Source organism: Bacillus cereus group sp. MG9 (assembly GCF_040459995.1).
Lineage (GTDB): Bacteria > Bacillota > Bacilli > Bacillales > Bacillaceae_G > Bacillus_A > Bacillus_A mycoides.
This window is the reverse complement of the sequence record NZ_JARVHC010000001.1, coordinates 1808124-1825698: the sequence shown is the minus strand read 5'-3', so window position 1 is coordinate 1825698 and position 17575 is coordinate 1808124. Positions and strand designations below refer to the sequence as shown.

Sequence of the window (17575 nt, the reverse complement as noted above, 5' to 3'; positions counted from 1 at the left end):
GCATATACACAAAAAGGATAACTTCACTTTCGTGAAGTTATCCTTAAAAAATTCCCTTACTTTTTCAAATGATACGGTACTGTCGTAATAACAACATTTCTTTTATAGAGTAAATACGCACGAATGAGTAAACTAGACTGATTATGAAGAATGTTATGCCAACCTTTTTTCGGAATAAACTGTGGTATAACGACCGTAACTCGGTAATTTGATTCACTCGCTTTATATTGCACTGTGTCAATAAATTTTGTAAGCGGCTGAATAATGCTTCTATAATGAGAATGTAATGTAACAAGCCTTACTTCAGGTTGCCACTTCTCCCATTTCTCTTCAAATTTCTTTTCCTCTTCTCTGTCAAAAGCAACATATACAGCGATAACTTGATCTGCAGAAAGAGCCTTAGCATAGTTCAGTGAATTTTCTACTACATGAGTCATACCTGCTACAGGAACGACAATTACATTCCCTTCAATCGGAACAAGTGGTTCACAAGTTTTTAAACTTAATTGATCGCCCACTGCATCATAATGCTTCTTAATTCGATGGAACAAGAAGATAATGAAAGGTAAGAAAATAAGGATTGACCAAACTTGTGCGAACTTAGTTAAAAAGAACATGCTCATAACGATAAAACTAATGACTGCACCAATTAAATTAACCGTTAATCTTAAAGCCCATCCTTCAGGCTTTTCACGAAGCCATTTTAGTACCATTCCAGTTTGAGAAAGTGTAAACGGAATAAATACCCCTACTGCATATAGCGGAATCAAGTGTTCTGTTTTCCCCTGAAAAGCTACAATTAAAATAATCGAAGAAATCCCAAGTATAATAATACCGTTTGAATAACCTAGGCGGTCTCCTCTAATCGTAAACATTCTCGGTATGAACTTATCTTTTGCAAGATTAACCGCTAATAGTGGAAATGCAGAATAACCTGTGTTAGCCGCAAGAATTAATATTAAAGCTGTTGTACCTTGTATGAAATAGTACATGAAATTACGTCCAAAAGTTTGTTCAGCAATTTGTGAAACGACTGTTACTTCCTTACTTGGATTAATTCCGTAATAATAAGCTAAAAAGACAATTCCAGAAAATAAAACTGCAAGTAATGCACCCATTGCAAGCAATGTTTTCGCTGCATTGTTAGGTGCAGGATCTTTAAAGTTTGGAATTGCGTTAGATATCGCCTCAACACCCGTTAAAGCAGAGCTTCCTGAAGCAAATGCTCGTAACAGTAAGAACAAACTAATTCCTGCAACTGGCGTTCCAATTGGCGAATGCAAAGCCTGCGAAACGTGTCCCGTTAAAATATTGTATATCCCTACACCAATTAATATAAATAGTGCTAAAACGAATAAATAAACAGGATATGCTAAAACGGAAGCTGATTCCGTTACGCCTCTTAAATTTAAGATGGTAATCAATATGACAAATATAATCGCAATGATTACATTATGTGCATGTAAGCTAGGAAAAGCAGATGTGAGCGCATCTGTACCCGCAGATACACTTACTGCAACCGTTAAAATGTAATCAACTAATAAAGATCCTCCTGCTATTAAGCCTGGATTCATCCCTAAATTCTCTTTTGATACAACATATGCTCCGCCGCCATGAGGGTAAGCAAAAATAATTTGTCGATAAGATAAAATAAGAGCTGTCAATAATACTAATACCCCAATTGCAATCGGAATGGAATACCAATAAGCTACCGCTCCAAGGCCTGCTAGTGCAATTAATATTTGCTCTGGTCCGTATGCGACCGATGACAATGCGTCAGAAGATAAAATGGCTAGCGCCTTTGTTTTATTAAGTTTTTGCTCTCCTAACTCAGTTGATTTTAACGGCCTTCCAATTAAAAACCTTTTGATAGATGAAACCAACGCTGTCCACTCTCCAATAATTTTGCACGAATTTTTCTGCTAATTACAGCGGATAAACTATTTCTTCAGAAAACAAAAAATGTCTACAAGCCATAACGAAATAGACTTGTAGACATTATTTTTTTGTCGCACAAGCTCCACCTTCCTTCTCAATATAACGCTTACGAGGTTAGCTGTCGGATTCGGGCCTATGAGTAGCCCTACCTTTTTCAAGGATTCACCCCATTGGATTATGTACTAATCCATAAGAACGGGTCCCCCGCACCATGCGGCTTCAGCGATTTAGAAAATTGAAACTGTGGATTATAATACTCCTTTATTTTCAAAAAGTAAACAAAAATTTTAAAAAAGAAAAAAATTAAAACGATTGCGCATAATCCACCGAAAAATATACATAATGAATACTAAAAATCCACAAAGGAGACCCGTATGTCTAAAGAAAAGAAGCCACTTTTTTCCGATTCATATTTAGATTCAGTAGCAAATGAAATTAATCAGCTATATGGTAAACGTGAAAGAGAACGAAATACGACAGATAAACCGAAAAGAAACGAATAAATTGTCAAAAAGAAACAAAAAAAGGATAGCAACATTTATATTTTGCTATCCTTTACTCTTTTTCATACCATTTCTTTAGTAAAAATCATTTTTTCATATACCTTTAAATTTTGATACACAATACTTAATAAAGGCACATCTATAGACATTTCCTCTGCTAATTTCAATAAGTATCCTTGTAAATGCTTCCCTTCAATGAGCGAACCTTTTTCCATATCCCGTTGCATCGATGACTTCATATCATACGAAATTTTATCAATCGTTTTCATATGCTCCTTGGCGATATTGTCCTTAACTGGAGCCCCCATAGATTTCATGATTTGCACTGATTCTTCAAATAAGTTCCTAATAAATTCTCGGCCTCCATCACTCTCACGAATCGGTCCTATCGGCGCACGCATTAATGTTGTCACACCTGACATTACAGTAATAAATAAATATTTATGCCACATATCTTGCGTAATATTTTCACTTAAAACAAAACTAGATTTCGTACCCGCAAATGCTTTGGAAATATGATTGATTCTCTCTGAATCTTGAGACTTAATTTCTCCAAATACAAGTCTGTTGGCAACACTAGTTTGTACAATTTCTCCTTGATCGTTTAACGTCGTCTCGATAAAGCATAAACCGCCAATTACTTTTTCCTCACCGAATTCCTTTTGTAATAGTGTTAAATGAGCGATACCATTTAACACTGGAATTATTACTGTATTCTCTCCTACAAATGGTTTCAAATCTGTTATTGCCTCGTTTAGGTGATACGCTTTTGTTGAAAATAAAATCACATCAAATGGAGTCGTTCTATCTTCTTTCGTTACCAATTTCGGTTGAAATGAAAAATCTCCATTAACACTACGAATAACAAGGCCTTTTTCTTCTAATTGCTGTTTTCTTTTGCTGCGAACGAGAAATGTAACATCTTCTCCCTTTTCTACTAATCGGCCACCGAAAAATCCGCCAACGCCCCCAGCTCCTAATACTAAAATACGCATACAACATCCCCCTTTTTCTAACACAATTATACTAATTTTAGTATACATAACATTATACATGTCCCTTGTTAAATAAGCTGAATTTTCATTCTTAATCTAATGAACAAGAGAGGTTATTTTCAAGAAAAATTGGGCATGTTGTTTCTATAGCTTATACGGAAAGGAAACAATGTAAATGGAGGCAATACAAACAATCGAGGAAAAAGATGTAACAACAGCTATATTTCAATTTATATTCCCGTTTTCGTTTAAAACTGGATATGAACAAAATATGTTCCCTTTCTTACAAAAAAATGATTTTCGACCTTTTCGACTCGATCATCTTGAAGATGAAAATACATATTACGGGAAATTTCAAGTTTCACATCAAAATATGGAAGCATACTATCTTTCCTTTACAAATAAAATTCTCTTTCCTCATTCAGAACATCAAAAAGGATTACAGCGCTATTCTAAAGACCTTAATTTAAATGGACATTTAACAACTAACCTTATTTCCGTTCCATTCAAGATACATTCTATTGATGTAACACTTTGTCCTTATGAGCTTGGGTTCTTAACAATTCGGACAGAAATAAAAACCGCTCCTAACATGACATTATCAGAAGCAATTGAATTCGCGGCTCGCTTCCGTGTACTTGAAACTAAAAGTGATACGACTGAGACTATTTGTATTGAATGTGATGGAAAAAAATATTCACAAGTAGAAAAACTTATATTCGGTGATTTATTTCATGGTTTAACAGACTTCTTTGAGAACAAGAGATTGCGGAGTTCTTATTTTCAAACATTCCCTTTCTTTGAAGACCAGCGAATGTATGTACAAACTCTATTATCCATAAACAAAGAGTCAGACCTTCATATAATCGATGTATATCGAACTTCCAGTCTTTCCGGATTATCAGATGATGGTAAGCCATATATTAGTGCAAATAATGTTCCTTATATTCACGATTATTTAACAAAACATTCTTATCAAAGATGGGCTCCTAACCGTTACTTTATTATGGAAGAACATATTTTCACATGTATTACAAATGAAGGTGAACAAGCAGTCACTAAACTTGCTAGTCAAATGTACGGGGAGTTTTATTACGCTTTATTATTAAATTTATTTCATAAAGTTGTTTTATTAAAGATGGCAAACGCTTATGCCGAGTTAAATATTGAACAAGATACAAATGAAATAGAGAAATTAATTTATTCAATAAATTCGTTTACAGCTAATTATTTTTCTTTAGAATTAGTATCCCAATCACAAAGTGAAGATATTTTCTTTCGTCTAAGAAAACTTTTTAACATTGAAGTACTGTACACGAACGCGAAACAAAATCTCGATAGTTTATTTAAATATCAAGAAAATGTTGCTTCAAAAAAAGATAGCCTCTTATTATTAATTTTAACGCTCTACTCTGTTGTAGGCCAAATGTTAGGGTTTACTATGATTGACCTTTTAAGAAACACCGATTCAAACAAAATATCATCGCCTTTTGAATTTTTTGCTCTATTAATAGCGATTAGTGGCATAGTCATTTCACTTATTTTAGGTATACAAAGTTTATACCAATGGAGTGTACAACATAAACGAAGAAAAGCATGGGTAAAACAAACTGTACTTTCTGCTGTGAAAGAGAAGGATAGTACAAAGTAACTAAAAAACAGATGGCAGCACGATGCTACCATCTGTTTTCTATTATGCTTACTTACCTGCTTCGATTTTTTCTAATGTAGCAGCTACTTGCTCTTCTGTTAATTCGTGTTGCACGATATAACGATTACGTGGGTGTACACGACATTCATGAGAACATGCACGTAAATGTTTTGCTTCACTTTCTTCAGAACATAAAATTTTCTTGTTACATTCAGGGTTTGCACAGTTTACATAGCGCTCACAAGGTTCACCTGTAAAGTGATCTTTACCAACGATAACATGTTCTTTTTGGTTTACTGGTACAGCGATACGCTCATCAAATACGTAACATTGACCATCCCAAAGTTCACCTTGTACTTCTGGATCTTTTCCGTACGTTACAATTCCGCCATGAAGCTGGCTTACATCTTCATAACCTTCACGAACTAACCAACCTGAGAATTTCTCACAACGAATTCCACCTGTACAGTACGTTAAAATCTTTTTACCTTCAAGTGTTTCTTTATTTTCTCTAATCCAATCTGGTAATTCACGGAATGATTCAATATCTGGTTTAATCGCACCTTTGAAGTGTCCTAAATCAAATTCATAATCATTTCGTGCATCAATAATAACTGTATCTTCTTGTTTCATTGCCTCATAAAAATCTTTTGGTTCTAAATACTTCCCAGTAATTTCTTTCGGGTTAATGTCGTCTTCTAGACGAAGTGTAACTAACTCTGAACGAGGACGTACGTGCATTTTCTTGAATGCATGTTCATCTGCCTCATCAATTTTAAATACGATTCCAGCAAAACGTGGATCATTATTCATCGCTTCCACGTATTTTTCTGTTTGTTCAACAGTTCCAGAACAAGTTCCGTTAATTCCTTCTGTCGCTACAAGAATTCTTCCTTTTAACTCAAGTGATTTACAAAATTCTAAATGCTGTTCAGCAAATTCTTCTGGATTTTCAATTGTTGTGTACATGTAATACAGTAATACTCTATATGGTTTTGTAGTTGCCAATGTATTTCTACCACCTATCTAAATTTTAAAATCATGTATAAGTTAACGTTCATATCAAAACATATATAATAAGAAAATACATACTAAATTGTACTTAGCCTATTTTCTTCTATTTACAATTTTTTCTATAAGTTAACAGAAATAAAAACAAGATTACAGAACAAAACACTACGGTTAGGTTGTAATCCCAATATATTATATATCATACAATTTCATTTCCATCAATTAATATGCTGTAATATAGGCTGTATGTTCACATAAATTTCAAAAACAACCCTATAATTTATTATCTTCTCCCTTAGTCAGCAACCATAAACTCCCAAAATATTTTTGCATCGTCACACCATTCATTGCACACAGTCATATAATTTGCATTAAGGAAACTTTTATGTTCAAATGAAATTGCCACATCATATATCTAAACGTATTGAAATAACGAGTAAGAATAAAGTGAAACTTTAATCAAGTTAAGATTTCAAAGGGGAATACTACTATGAATAAAGATATAACAAAAAATGAACAAGTCCCTTCTCAAAGTACAACAGTTCAATCAGCCCATTTAGCGTTAAGTGGACAAACAAAAGGCTTTAAAAGACTGTTACCATTCTTAGGACCTGCTTTTATCGCATCAGTTGCTTATATTGATCCTGGGAACTTCGCTACAAATATCGCAGCTGGATCACAATATGGGTATTTATTGCTTTGGGTAATACTCGCTTCTAATTTAATGGCTGTATTAATTCAAACTTTATCAGCTAAATTAGGAATCGCTACTGGGAGAAATCTTCCTGAAGTAGCTCGCGAAAACTTCCCCAAACCAGTTTCCATCGGTTTATGGATACAAGGGGAACTCGTTATTATGGCTACAGATTTAGCTGAATTTATTGGGGCAGCACTTGGCTTATACTTACTATTTGGAATTCCGATGTTACCAGCTGCTTTAATTACAGCAGTTGGATCATTTATTATTCTTGAATTTCAACGCAGAGGCTTTCGTCCATTAGAAGCTATCATAACAGGTATGATTTTTATCGTTGTTATCGCTTTTGGTATCCAAGTCTTTTACGCAAAACCGGAATTAAGCCCTCTACTCTCAGGACTTTTCACTCCAAAATTCCAAGGTGTAGATAGCATCCTTTTAGCAGCTGGAATTTTAGGTGCGACAGTAATGCCACACGCGATATATTTACATTCGGCCTTAACTCAGCGCCGTGTAGTCGGAACAAATGATGAACAAAAGAAAAAGATTTTCCGCTTCGAATTCATCGATATTATTATTGCAATGGTTATCGCTGGAGCAATTAATGCAAGTATGTTAATTGTAGCAGCTGCACTATTCTTTAAAAACGGCTTGCACGTTGAAGACCTTGATGTTGCTTTTAACCAGTTCAGTAATTTAGTCGGTCCTGTATCGGCTGCATTATTTGGGATTGGACTTTTATCAGCTGGTTTATCTAGTTCTTCTGTTGGTACGATGTCTGGTGATATTATTATGCAAGGATTCATTCGAATGCATATTCCGTTATACTTACGCCGATTTATAACAATGATTCCGCCTCTCGTTATTATCGCTTTAGGTGTCAATCCAACTTACGCTCTCGTTATGAGTCAAGTTGTCTTATCTTTCGGTATTGCCTTTGCATTAGTACCACTTATTATGTTTACAAGTAATAAGAAGATTATGGGCGCACTCGTCAACCATCACATTACAACATTTATCGCGTGGTTAATCGCTGCACTTATTATCGTTTTAAATATTTTCTTACTGTATCAAACATTTGTAGGGTAATGAAGAAGGGTATTCCAAATTTGATTTGGAATACCCTTTTTGTATGAAATGATTTCCTTCTACTTACCACTTATGTATGTCCCTCTTTCTGGCATTATCGCACCTTTTTCAGTTCGAAAATAAAGTGGCAAGCCTTCCGTGAAAAACATACTCACCTTGGATGGATCCTGCCTTTGATGATGGATATGTAAATGTGGTTCACTTGAACTTCCTGAGTTACCGACTTGGGCAAGAACCTCCCCTTCATTTACACGTTCGCCTTCCCTCACTTTAATTGATCCTTTCTTTAAATGGGCAAGAAACAAAAATGTACCTGTTTCATCCAGTCGTAAATAAATATGATTTCCCGCCATCGATTGAAAATCATCCGATCCCGGAACTAAATCTATTTCATCATTTTTAATTGATACAACTGTCCCAGAAGCTGGTGCCATTACTTTCGCTCCATATATTCCATAATCCTCTAACTTACTACTTTTCACTTCAGCTGGTGGAATGAGAATATCGTATGCCCATCGTTCATTTGGTTTTATAACGTGATAGTTCGTTTCTAATTTATCGCCGCCCCAACCTATCAATGCTCGTTCATTCAAAGGAAAACGAACGACTACTTTAGGACTCATAGACTGTACATCTACTGGGTATGCAATTCTCCCAATGTTAGCGAACCATCCCACGGGCCAAGCTCCAATGGTAGAAAACAGAACTATTAATAGTAGCGTTCCATCTATCCGCTTTCTAAAAATGCCTTTCCAAACAAACATTACTGCTGAGCCTATTAAGAGAAAAACTGAAATTACACTAAAAGCCTGTATAATCCACCAAACAAAGACTGATGTAACGCCATTACCTAAATAAACTAAACTCCAACTTATAATTAAAAAAGCAACTATAATCGCTAATAAAAATCTCTTCCACATGCTGTATCCCTACTCTCCTATCTTTGTTCCCCATGATACGAAGTAAAAATTACGACATATGAAAGAAATACTTACGACTTTCTTACATTTCTTTATACTGCGGTAAAACGATAGTGAAAACCGTTTCTTTATCGTTACTACGTACAGTGATATCTCCTTTATGAAGTTCCGCTATACTTCCCGCAATTGCAAGCCCCATTCCTTTTCCACCCGTATGAGAGCTACGTGATTTTTCACCACGATAAAACTTTTCAAAAACGTAAGGAAGGTTCTCATTCGGAATGCATTGTCCAAAATTTTTAATTTCTATTTCAACATTCATATCTCTTTTAGAAACTTGAATTAAAAGCTCCTTTCCGTCTTTCCCGTACATAATACTATTACTAATTACATTTTCGAATAGCCTCACCATAACCGCTACATCCATTTCCACATGTAACACCTTATCACCTTTAATACAAAAGCTCATATCAGCATCATCTAGTTGTGGTAAAAAATCAATCATGATTTGTTCAATGAACGCTTTCATATTTATTACACTTTTATGTAATTCGATCTCTCTATAATTTATTTGACAATATTCTAATAAACCATCTACTTGATTTTTTAATTCATAACTTTTTCGCTTTAATATACTTACATACTGTTCACATTCTTCTCTATTTGAATGAAGCTGATTTCCTAACAGGTCCGCGTAACCTATTAGGGATGTTACAGGTGTTCGTAAGTCATGAGAAATATTACTAATCATTTCATTTTTCATTTCTTGCGATTTTTTTTCATTCTCGATAGACTCTTTTAAACTTTTGGCCATTCTATTAACATTCGCTGCTAATTCACCAATCTCGTCATTTTTTGAAATAAGTATATGTATTTCAAAATTACCATTACTTATTTCCTTCAGACTCTTGTTAATTTCAGATAATCTTTTCATCATTGTTTTTGTCATGAATGCAAAGTATATTGTAGTAAAAATTAAAAAAACTATTAAATATAAAAATGAATATTTTTCCTCTAACGCAGTAACATGACTATATATATTTCCAATTACAATTTGAAACGCTATTATACTTACAGTTGCTAACAAAATGCTACATATGAATGCGATAAAAAACTTAGCTCTCATGCCTTGTAATGATTTAATCTTCAATTTTATATCCGACTCCCCAAACATTTTGAATAAACTTCGGCTCTTTTGGATTCTCTTCAATTTTATTTCTTAATCTTGCAATATGAACCATTACTGTATTATTACTTTCATAGGCCCTTTCTTTCCAAACGCTTTCATATATTTCTTCAATAGTAAACACACGATTCATTGCAGCGGCCATTAAGTACAAAATATCATATTCAGTTTTCGTAAGATTGATTGTTTCTCCATATAACATCACTGTTCTCGACACTTCATCTATTTCTAAACCTCTAATGTTTATTTTCTTTTCTATTACTTGAACAGCATTTTGATTGAAGTATGTATACCTTCTTAATTGAGCTTTCACTCTTGCTATAAATTCAATTGTACTGAACGGTTTCACAATATAATCATCTGCCCCAGTACTAAATCCAACGACTTTATCTACGTCCGATGATTTCGCGCTTAAAAACATAATTGGTAAACTATATTTCTCTCTTATCCTTCTACACAATTCAATCCCATCCATTTGAGGCATCATAACATCAAGGATAGCAAGTTGAACATCATTATTATTCAATACCTCTAACGCCTCTTCTCCGTTGTCAGCACTAAAAACAGTAAAACCTTCTTGTTTTAAATTTTCATTAACGAATCGAATAATATCTCGATCATCATCTACAATTAAAATTGAGTTTTTCTCCATATACAAACCTCTTTTTGAAATATATTCCACAATCAATTTTATCACAAATCAAAACCATACTTCCCTCTTGAATAATCTTTATTTTCAGATTAAATTATATAATAACAAATACATTCTAGTTTCATAAGAAATGGAGTGAAAATATGTTTCCTATATTAAAAACCAACCGACTCATTTTACGAGAACTTACCGAAGAAGATGCACCGAGTATACTACAATGCTTTTCTAATACTGATGTCCTGCGCCATTATGGCCAAAAACCATTGCAAAATTTGGATCAAGTAAAACAAATCCTTACTAATTTTAAGTTGGGGTACAACGCAAGAAGCGGCATTAAATGGGGAATCGAATTAAAAGACAAGAAAGGGCTCATTGGAACAATTGGTTTTCATGATTGGTCTTCCGAACATAAACGAGCAAATATAAGTTATGCCTTTTTGCCTGAACACTGGGGAAATGGATATGCGACTGAAGCGGTTTCTGAAGTTATATCATACGGTTTCCACACACTTCATTTAAAACGTATCGGAGCAATTGTCTTTCTTGAAAATGAAGCTTCCAATAAAGTGCTATTAAAATTAGGATTTGAAAAAGAAGGCGTTCTAAAAAATTATATGTATCAAGATGATATCCCCTATGATACGAATTATTATTCTTTATTAAAATGAGTTTAATAGAAATTATACGTAAAAACTCGTTTCAGCATAATGAATCAAGATAGTGGATTTTTAACGAAAGATGGGAAACCGAGCGTTTTTCATTTCTTAGATCATCATACGACTGATGCGAAGTACAATAAATTATATAATGTAAACAAAGGGCATGAGCATATTCTTACTCATGTCCCTTTTTTACGTTCTTTTTCTGTTTTCGCAATGCTTTTGGAATGTATACACAGAAAGGTTCGCTTTCCATGTAATCTCCCGTCATTGCATATGCTTTAGAACAAGATCCTCCACAAACTAAACTTTTTATAAGTTTTCAATATCATTACCTCTTTTCTAAAACCATAAAGAACGTACTATCCGGTAGCACAACCGCATTCCCAGACTCATCTTTAAAATCGATTTTCTCGCTAAGATGTTGTGTATATCCATCCTGTAAATAGTTCATAGCTTGAACGATGTTTACTTTATCTCCAAAGATACCCTTTACGAAATCCTGATAGTCGTTTGGCGTAAAGATTCCAAACTGCTCTTGCACCTCGTGAACGAAGGAATCCTCACCCCATGTATACGTATATAAGAACTCCATCGCATCGTTAACAGGCATTTTGACTGTATTGTCTGCAAGTACCTCATACTGGATTATACGCCCCTTAAATTCACGGACATACTGCTCTAAGAACTTCATTCCACCTGCATCTTTAAAATGAATCACACGCATTAACATTTTATCTTCAGTCATGATGCCATCACGAATGATAATACGACCTCCTGGCTTTATCACCTCGTAAGCACTCTGTAACCCCTTTTTGATTACTTCATGATTGAATTTCTTACCTTCATACTCAATATAAGAGAACAGCTCATGAAGGATAGAAGAATACACAATCGTATCAACCGATTCTTTATCAAACGAGCTACCTAAGTTGATAGCATCCCCTTTAATGACGTCCCAAGAACGACTTTCGTCCTGTTTCTTCTTTTTCAACGTATCAATCACATTTTCGGAAATATCGATACCGTAGATTCGTTTATCCTCGGTCTCTTCTTCAATCATGTCTAGCATAACACCACCACCGGATCCGACATCTACAATCGTATCTCCCTTTATATAATCAAGAATAATTCGTTTATCATCAGCCGAACTATTCATATGCTCCAAATACACTTCTTCGTTATGGAATCTATCATATGCATCCTTTCGTAACCCGAAGAAATCAAAGAGCAGTACATTTGCCCGAGCATGCATCATATCTATCTTTTCTGCCTCTACACAGAAGATGATTAACGCTTCACCTACAGCAGAAAACTGAAACGACACATACGCAGTCTTCATATCTTCATCGACTTTAACCTCAAAAGAAACATGTGTTGTATTCGGCTTCTCGTTCTCACGGTACTCCCGTAGATACTTCTCAATAACCCGCTTACGATACACGTTGTCCTTCTTCTCGCCTTTGAAATCATAGTGCAACTGCTGCATCAATTTCTCGAAATGGATATGCTGAACCTTTCCAGTGCCTATCTCGTTCTTTAACATAACAAAAACTGTCCAGATATCCTCGAAGCTAAGAGCATGCATAGACGGTTCTACATACCACAAATCCTTATCAGATAAGAAGGTTTGAACACCACTCTTCTCGCTCCCCATAATTATATCTTTTTCAAATGCTGACTCCTTATGTTTTGGCGTGAGTCTATGTATGCGAGAAGTAAATGGCTCCACATAACCATCAAACAGACCATCAATTGTAATCTTCACATCGTTCTTTACTTCACTCCACAAGGATTTTGATACGCCCTCAATAATACATTGGTTAAGATAGTATAGAATCTCCTTTAACCTAGCGTCTCCGTACTCTTCTTTATACGTGTTAATCAAATCAACATGAGAATCTAAACGAGCCTCCCCGCGGATATACTGCCCGATTAATCCATGTGTTCTAATTAAATCTCGAACAAATAAATACTCTGTAGAGTTTAAGTTTGTCTCTATACGTTCGATAAACTGAATATTACTAAAGATATCAGCAGAACCCTCGTTATGTACCAATAGGTTAATCCCGTTTTTCTTCCATTGCTCCCGCTGTTTTAAAGAGCCTACCTTTGCAAGCTCACTATACGTTAGTACTTTTTCAATAATGCGATACGCTTCTTCATCTAAAGACAATCCATCTAACACTTGCAGCGTACGGTGTACATAGTACAACACCGCATCTGTTTTTAATTCACCAAGTACTTGTACATTCTCATAGTTTTGATGTATCTCCTCTGCCTCGATTAGATGCTTTAACCACGTAGGGAGATCATCAGAAAACCCTTCAATGTATTTATTTAGAACTTCAATGTTTTTCAACTTATTTACCCCCATATATAATCAATATCTGTAGTAAGGTCTGGGACACCTTCTCCAAAAAGATCATCACCTTATGTCCCCCTGAGTGCTACTACTTGCTTTTTACCATCTACATCTCTTTCAAATACAAATGTATCAAACCCAGTCTTTTTATCATGTAAAAGAGAGTTATCAATTTCGTTACTAACATGCCAAGTTTGTAACACATTCTTTTGTTCATCTCTTATTTTAACTTCATCAGGAATTTCGGCGGAATAAACATCAGGACTCAGCGGATCACTTCATAAACATATGTTGTAACAGAATCAACTGAAAATGGAAACGGCAAGCGGGTGCACTCCACTTGCCGTTTTTTCATAGCTTAGTATGTATTTGAATTTCTTTTGCTTTCTCTTTTTCACCCTTCACGCGTACAATTAAATCATATGATCCGGATTTTGGCGCTTCAAAAGAAAGCAAACCTTCCTTTTGAGAAGTGACTTCTTCTTCATAAATAACCTTATCATCTTTTGTAACTTGCAATAAAATCGTACCTTCTTCAACGGCTGCTTCATAAGGAATTTCCACATTTCCTTTTTCAGCTTTAAGCGTTTGCACATCGTAATACCCTTGCAGGGAACCAATTTTTAAAGTCGTTTCGCCATTTTTTTGAACCTTTGTAACTTGTGTTGCTGTATTGCACGCGCTTAACAATACGACAAGAGTGAGAATCATAAATAAACGTAATGATTTCATAGAAATCCTCCTTTTTTATGTATATGAATTAAGATTCATTCTTTAACTATTTCAAAAACACCAACACCTTAAAAGAATCACTGCTTTTCTTCAATTTCTTTTTTAAATAATTTTTGAAACTCTAATTCTGTTTCATTAATAAAACCAAGATGTAACACACTAGAGATATCTTCATGATTCAAAAAGAAATTATACTAGCATATTTAAAATTCTTTGCAATTCTCCTCAATTCTTCCGGTCTAACTTGTATATTCCCCATGAATATCCCCCTATCCCAATAACGCATTCAAAAAATTTCATAACACAAATTTTTAATCCTAATCATTAAAAACCCTACTTTTTCTTACTTTAATTGTTTCTAAAATGTAGAAAAGAACCCCTAAACCAAATATCTTTTCAGCATTAGAAACATTATTACCTAATTTAATAATAGGTACATTTAATCCGAATCTTTCGCTCCATTCCAAAGGCATATATCCTCTTTTACAGTTTATTAATATCCGATTATCCATTGTACGAAAAGAAGTTTCGAAAAAATCAAATTCAACTTCTACTTCAGAAAGTTTTATCTTTTTTTCATTCATTAAAGAACCACGTACCATTCCAAATCCTTGTATCATATTTTCTTTAAACATACCTACACAATTATAATTTGAGTCATAAATAGCCCAATCATAGTTTTCAACTTCACTATGAAAATATGCAAGAATTTCCCCATCCCTTGCTTCCAACCCAATAACTTGCTTGTTTTTTAAAAAAGGTAATTTTGAAGAAATTATATCAGTTGAAATCATAGTTGTTCCTACTATATAGGCCCCATCGGGAGTATATAAACCGTAATGTTTATTATTTTGAGGTAATTCTAGTAAAACATAAGTATCAATATCCCAAAACTTCAAATCATTTTTAGCTATATTCTCTTTTAATAAGTTCCCTTTTCTTAATTGCCAAAATCCAATTCCCCCAAAAACAAACGAAGCTATAACCATAAATATTATTTCTCCCCAATTAACATCACCCCAACTATTATACAGACAATATAATCCAAAGAGAAAAATCCCTGTCCCAATTAAACACTTAAACCGTCCCCTTTTTTTATAATACTCAAATAATTCCACACAAACACCTCTATCAATTCATCTTAATACCCCAAATTACCTTTTAAGTATACCAAGGACAAAATATATAATCTAATATTTTTTTCATATAATTAAAAATAAACGCAGTTACAGAAAGAGAATGCTTGTATGCTGATCTGTACTGCATTCTCTTATTCCATGTATGCTATATTTCTATTCTTCTTTTTCCGATATTACACCCCTACAAAGAATAGAAACTACATTCAATTTTTAAACAAATCGAAAAAACTTTCCGTTTTTGTTTTTGATTTTTTGCAACTTCTTATGAATGCGTAACTACAATTTTGCATTTATCTTCTTTATATGCTGGGAACACCACCAAAGGATTTCCCTGCCCTCTCTAAAAAAACCTTACTTTTAAAAAGTAAGGTTTTTTGTATTTATTCATTAGCGATATAAGCATTCTTATAAGTATAAACACCACCAAATTGATGTTTTTCAATTCCTTTTACATAATCCTTTTGTACATAAGCTGAGCCAATATGATACAGCGGTGCCACAGCAGCGTCTTCTAATAAGACCTGCTCAGCTTCTACCAACGCTTCCCATCGTTTCTCCGGATCTAGTACAAAATCATTTTTCGCTTTCTTTATTAATTCATCGTAGTGAAGGTTAGAATAATTCATTTTGTTATTCGGATTACCCGTCGTAAATAGTTCTAAATAACTAATTGGGTCTTTATAGTCAGGTCCCCAATTTGCCATAGATATATCGTAATCTCCTGTTTGTTCTAATTGTAATTTTTGCTTAAATGGCTGTTGTTTAATTTGTATCGTTAATCCATGCAAATTCTTCTCTAAGTCACCTTTTATATATTCCGCCATACGTTTTGCGTTATCTTGTTCAAACGTTAAAAACTCGAGTTTTATTTGTTCTACTCCAAGTTCTTTTTTCGCCTCTTCCCAAATCTTTTTCGCTTTTTGTAAGTCGTATGGAGAAATATCTCCGTTTTCTTTTCTAAAATCTTTGTCAGTCGCTTCATTTATATGACCAACTGGTACAAGTCCACTTGCAGGTTTTGCCCCGTTATTAATAAAGTGAGCTACAAAATCTTCTTTATTTAACGCTAATGAGATAGACTGACGCACTTTCTTATTTGCTAACGCATTATTTTTTTCATTAAAACGGAGCATAGCAATTCCAGGATCGCTCGACATATGCAATTGCTTATTCCCTTTATACTTGTCTACAAATTGAGAATTAATTGGTACTCGATCCAAATCGCCAGCTTCATATAAATTTACTGCTGTCATTGTATCCTTCACAATTTGAAAGTTTATTTCTTCTAATTTCACTTTCTTTTTATCCCAATATGTATCATTTTTCTTTAATTGAAATTCTTGTTCATGCTTCCACTTCTCTAATACAAATGGACCGTTATATATGAGATTACTAGGTTCCAATGCATAATTCTTTCCTTGTTCTTTTAAAAATGATTCGTGCTGTGGTAAGTATATAGGTAATGCTAACAACTGTAAAAAATACGGAATTGGCTGTTCTAGTTCCACTTCTAACCTATAATCATTTATAACTTTAACCCCAAGTTCATCAAGAGGCATTGTTCCCTTATTTATCTCTTTCGCATTTTTCACGTAAAAGAGCATATACGCATATTGAGACGCTGTTTCATGACTTACCGCCCGTCTCCACGCAAACATAAAATCATTGGCTGTTACACTGTCTCCATTTGACCATTTTGCATCTTTACGCAAATCAAATGTATATTTTTTACCATTTTTACTTCTTTCAAACGATTTTGCTATAGCGGGAGTTGGATTATCTTGATCATCTATCACATACAATCCTTCAAATATGTTTTGCATAACGTGTGCTGATGTACCATCCATCGTTTTCGTAGTATCAAGGGAAGGAATTTCTTCTGATACTGTTACATTTAACACTTGTTTTTTAGCTTCTACATCACTTTTATTCGCTTTATTATTACAAGCTGTTAAAAATAAAGATGTAACAAGTGCCATTACCATTAAACGGCTCTTTTTTCGCTTCATGAATTGCTCTCCTTAAATATAAAATATTA

At 34.2% G+C, this 17575-nt stretch carries 15 protein-coding genes, 1 pseudogene and 1 riboswitch; of the genes and pseudogenes, 4 read left to right on the top strand and 12 right to left on the bottom strand.

Features of this window, described 5'->3' with window-relative positions; genetic code table 11:
• Positions 1–56 precede the first annotated feature (56 nt).
• Positions 57–1883: an APC family permease gene (locus QCI77_RS09400; protein WP_002141290.1), complete on the bottom strand. Its 1827-nt coding sequence runs from the start codon at positions 1881–1883 to the stop codon at positions 57–59.
• Positions 1884–2026: 143 nt separating this feature from the next.
• A riboswitch (cyclic di-AMP (ydaO/yuaA leader) is annotated at positions 2027–2173 on the bottom strand.
• Positions 2174–2312: 139 nt separating this feature from the next.
• On the opposite strand from QCI77_RS09400, the gene QCI77_RS09395 reads away from it, so the two are divergent.
• Positions 2313–2441 (top strand): hypothetical protein, encoded by a 129-nt coding sequence (locus QCI77_RS09395; protein WP_353824807.1) that lies wholly within the window; start codon positions 2313–2315, stop codon positions 2439–2441.
• A gap of 62 nt (positions 2442–2503) precedes the next feature.
• Here the strand turns inward: QCI77_RS09395 and panE are convergent, their stop codons facing one another.
• Positions 2504–3436, bottom strand: a complete 933-nt coding sequence (panE, locus tag QCI77_RS09390; protein ID WP_353824806.1) for a 2-dehydropantoate 2-reductase — start codon at positions 3434–3436, stop codon at positions 2504–2506.
• A gap of 175 nt (positions 3437–3611) precedes the next feature.
• On the opposite strand from panE, the gene QCI77_RS09385 reads away from it, so the two are divergent.
• Positions 3612–5087 (top strand): hypothetical protein, encoded by a 1476-nt coding sequence (locus tag QCI77_RS09385; RefSeq protein WP_016103142.1) that lies wholly within the window; start codon positions 3612–3614, stop codon positions 5085–5087.
• Between the two features lie 48 nt (positions 5088–5135).
• Here the strand turns inward: QCI77_RS09385 and trhO are convergent, their stop codons facing one another.
• On the bottom strand, positions 5136–6095 hold the full coding sequence (gene trhO, locus QCI77_RS09380) for an oxygen-dependent tRNA uridine(34) hydroxylase TrhO (RefSeq protein ID WP_002086277.1): 960 nt from the start codon (positions 6093–6095) through the stop codon (positions 5136–5138).
• Between the two features lie 493 nt (positions 6096–6588).
• On the opposite strand from trhO, the gene QCI77_RS09375 reads away from it, so the two are divergent.
• A complete protein-coding gene (locus tag QCI77_RS09375; protein WP_193652709.1) occupies positions 6589–7884 on the top strand; it encodes an Nramp family divalent metal transporter in 1296 nt (431 codons plus the stop codon).
• A gap of 59 nt (positions 7885–7943) precedes the next feature.
• On the opposite strand, the gene QCI77_RS09370 is transcribed toward QCI77_RS09375, so the two are convergent.
• The 3 genes from QCI77_RS09370 to QCI77_RS09360 all read right to left on the bottom strand — a co-directional run bounded on the left by QCI77_RS09370 (position 7944) and on the right by QCI77_RS09360 (position 10642).
• The gene (locus QCI77_RS09370; RefSeq protein ID WP_002031165.1) at positions 7944–8804 is read right to left on the bottom strand and encodes a M23 family metallopeptidase; all 861 of its coding nucleotides are present in this window, start codon (positions 8802–8804) and stop codon (positions 7944–7946) included.
• Positions 8805–8886: 82 nt separating this feature from the next.
• On the bottom strand, positions 8887–9954 hold the full coding sequence (locus QCI77_RS09365; protein WP_353824804.1) for a sensor histidine kinase: 1068 nt from the start codon (positions 9952–9954) through the stop codon (positions 8887–8889).
• On the bottom strand, positions 9944–10642 hold the full coding sequence (locus tag QCI77_RS09360; protein WP_341024040.1) for a response regulator transcription factor: 699 nt from the start codon (positions 10640–10642) through the stop codon (positions 9944–9946). The genes QCI77_RS09365 and QCI77_RS09360 overlap by 11 nt, the downstream gene beginning before the upstream one ends.
• Before the next feature lie 143 nt (positions 10643–10785).
• Between QCI77_RS09360 and QCI77_RS09355 the strand changes: the two genes are divergently transcribed.
• Positions 10786–11310, top strand: a complete 525-nt coding sequence (locus QCI77_RS09355) for a GNAT family N-acetyltransferase (RefSeq protein ID WP_002031168.1) — start codon at positions 10786–10788, stop codon at positions 11308–11310.
• 166 nt (positions 11311–11476) lie between these two features.
• On the opposite strand, the pseudogene QCI77_RS09350 reads toward QCI77_RS09355, so the two are convergent.
• The 6 genes and pseudogenes from QCI77_RS09350 to QCI77_RS09325 form a co-directional block, all read right to left on the bottom strand.
• Positions 11477–11605: pseudogene (locus QCI77_RS09350) on the bottom strand (radical SAM/SPASM domain-containing protein); the annotation flags it as partial.
• A gap of 27 nt (positions 11606–11632) precedes the next feature.
• Positions 11633–13678 carry a class I SAM-dependent methyltransferase gene (locus QCI77_RS09345; RefSeq protein ID WP_353824803.1) on the bottom strand — a complete coding sequence of 682 codons (2046 nt, stop codon included), beginning with the start codon at positions 13676–13678 and terminating at the stop codon, positions 11633–11635.
• A gap of 56 nt (positions 13679–13734) precedes the next feature.
• Positions 13735–13869 (bottom strand): hypothetical protein, encoded by a 135-nt coding sequence (locus QCI77_RS09340; RefSeq protein ID WP_012260740.1) that lies wholly within the window; start codon positions 13867–13869, stop codon positions 13735–13737.
• Between the two features lie 148 nt (positions 13870–14017).
• A complete protein-coding gene (locus QCI77_RS09335; RefSeq protein ID WP_002031172.1) occupies positions 14018–14398 on the bottom strand; it encodes a BA_1872 family lipoprotein in 381 nt (126 codons plus the stop codon).
• Positions 14399–14715: 317 nt separating this feature from the next.
• Positions 14716–15516 (bottom strand): ABC transporter ATP-binding protein, encoded by an 801-nt coding sequence (locus tag QCI77_RS09330; protein ID WP_353824802.1) that lies wholly within the window; start codon positions 15514–15516, stop codon positions 14716–14718.
• A 401-nt stretch (positions 15517–15917) separates the two neighbouring features.
• Positions 15918–17546 carry a peptide ABC transporter substrate-binding protein gene (locus QCI77_RS09325; protein WP_353824801.1) on the bottom strand — a complete coding sequence of 543 codons (1629 nt, stop codon included), beginning with the start codon at positions 17544–17546 and terminating at the stop codon, positions 15918–15920.
• Positions 17547–17575: the final 29 nt, after the last annotated feature.

Excerpts from the sequence above, each read along its gene's own strand:
- QCI77_RS09395 (WP_353824807.1), top strand. The coding sequence starts at position 2,313 with ATGTCTAAAGAAAAGAAGCCACTTTTTTCCGATTCATATTTAGATTCA.
- panE (WP_353824806.1), bottom strand. The coding sequence starts at position 3,436 with ATGCGTATTTTAGTATTAGGAGCTGGGGGCGTTGGCGGATTTTTCGGT.
- QCI77_RS09385 (WP_016103142.1), top strand. The coding sequence starts at position 3,612 with ATGGAGGCAATACAAACAATCGAGGAAAAAGATGTAACAACAGCTATA.
- QCI77_RS09375 (WP_193652709.1), top strand. The coding sequence starts at position 6,589 with ATGAATAAAGATATAACAAAAAATGAACAAGTCCCTTCTCAAAGTACA.
- QCI77_RS09370 (WP_002031165.1), bottom strand. The coding sequence starts at position 8,804 with ATGTGGAAGAGATTTTTATTAGCGATTATAGTTGCTTTTTTAATTATA.
- QCI77_RS09360 (WP_341024040.1), bottom strand. The coding sequence starts at position 10,642 with ATGGAGAAAAACTCAATTTTAATTGTAGATGATGATCGAGATATTATT.
- QCI77_RS09355 (WP_002031168.1), top strand. The coding sequence starts at position 10,786 with ATGTTTCCTATATTAAAAACCAACCGACTCATTTTACGAGAACTTACC.
- QCI77_RS09345 (WP_353824803.1), bottom strand. The coding sequence starts at position 13,678 with ATGGGGGTAAATAAGTTGAAAAACATTGAAGTTCTAAATAAATACATT.
- QCI77_RS09335 (WP_002031172.1), bottom strand. The coding sequence starts at position 14,398 with ATGAAATCATTACGTTTATTTATGATTCTCACTCTTGTCGTATTGTTA.
- QCI77_RS09325 (WP_353824801.1), bottom strand. The coding sequence starts at position 17,546 with ATGAAGCGAAAAAAGAGCCGTTTAATGGTAATGGCACTTGTTACATCT.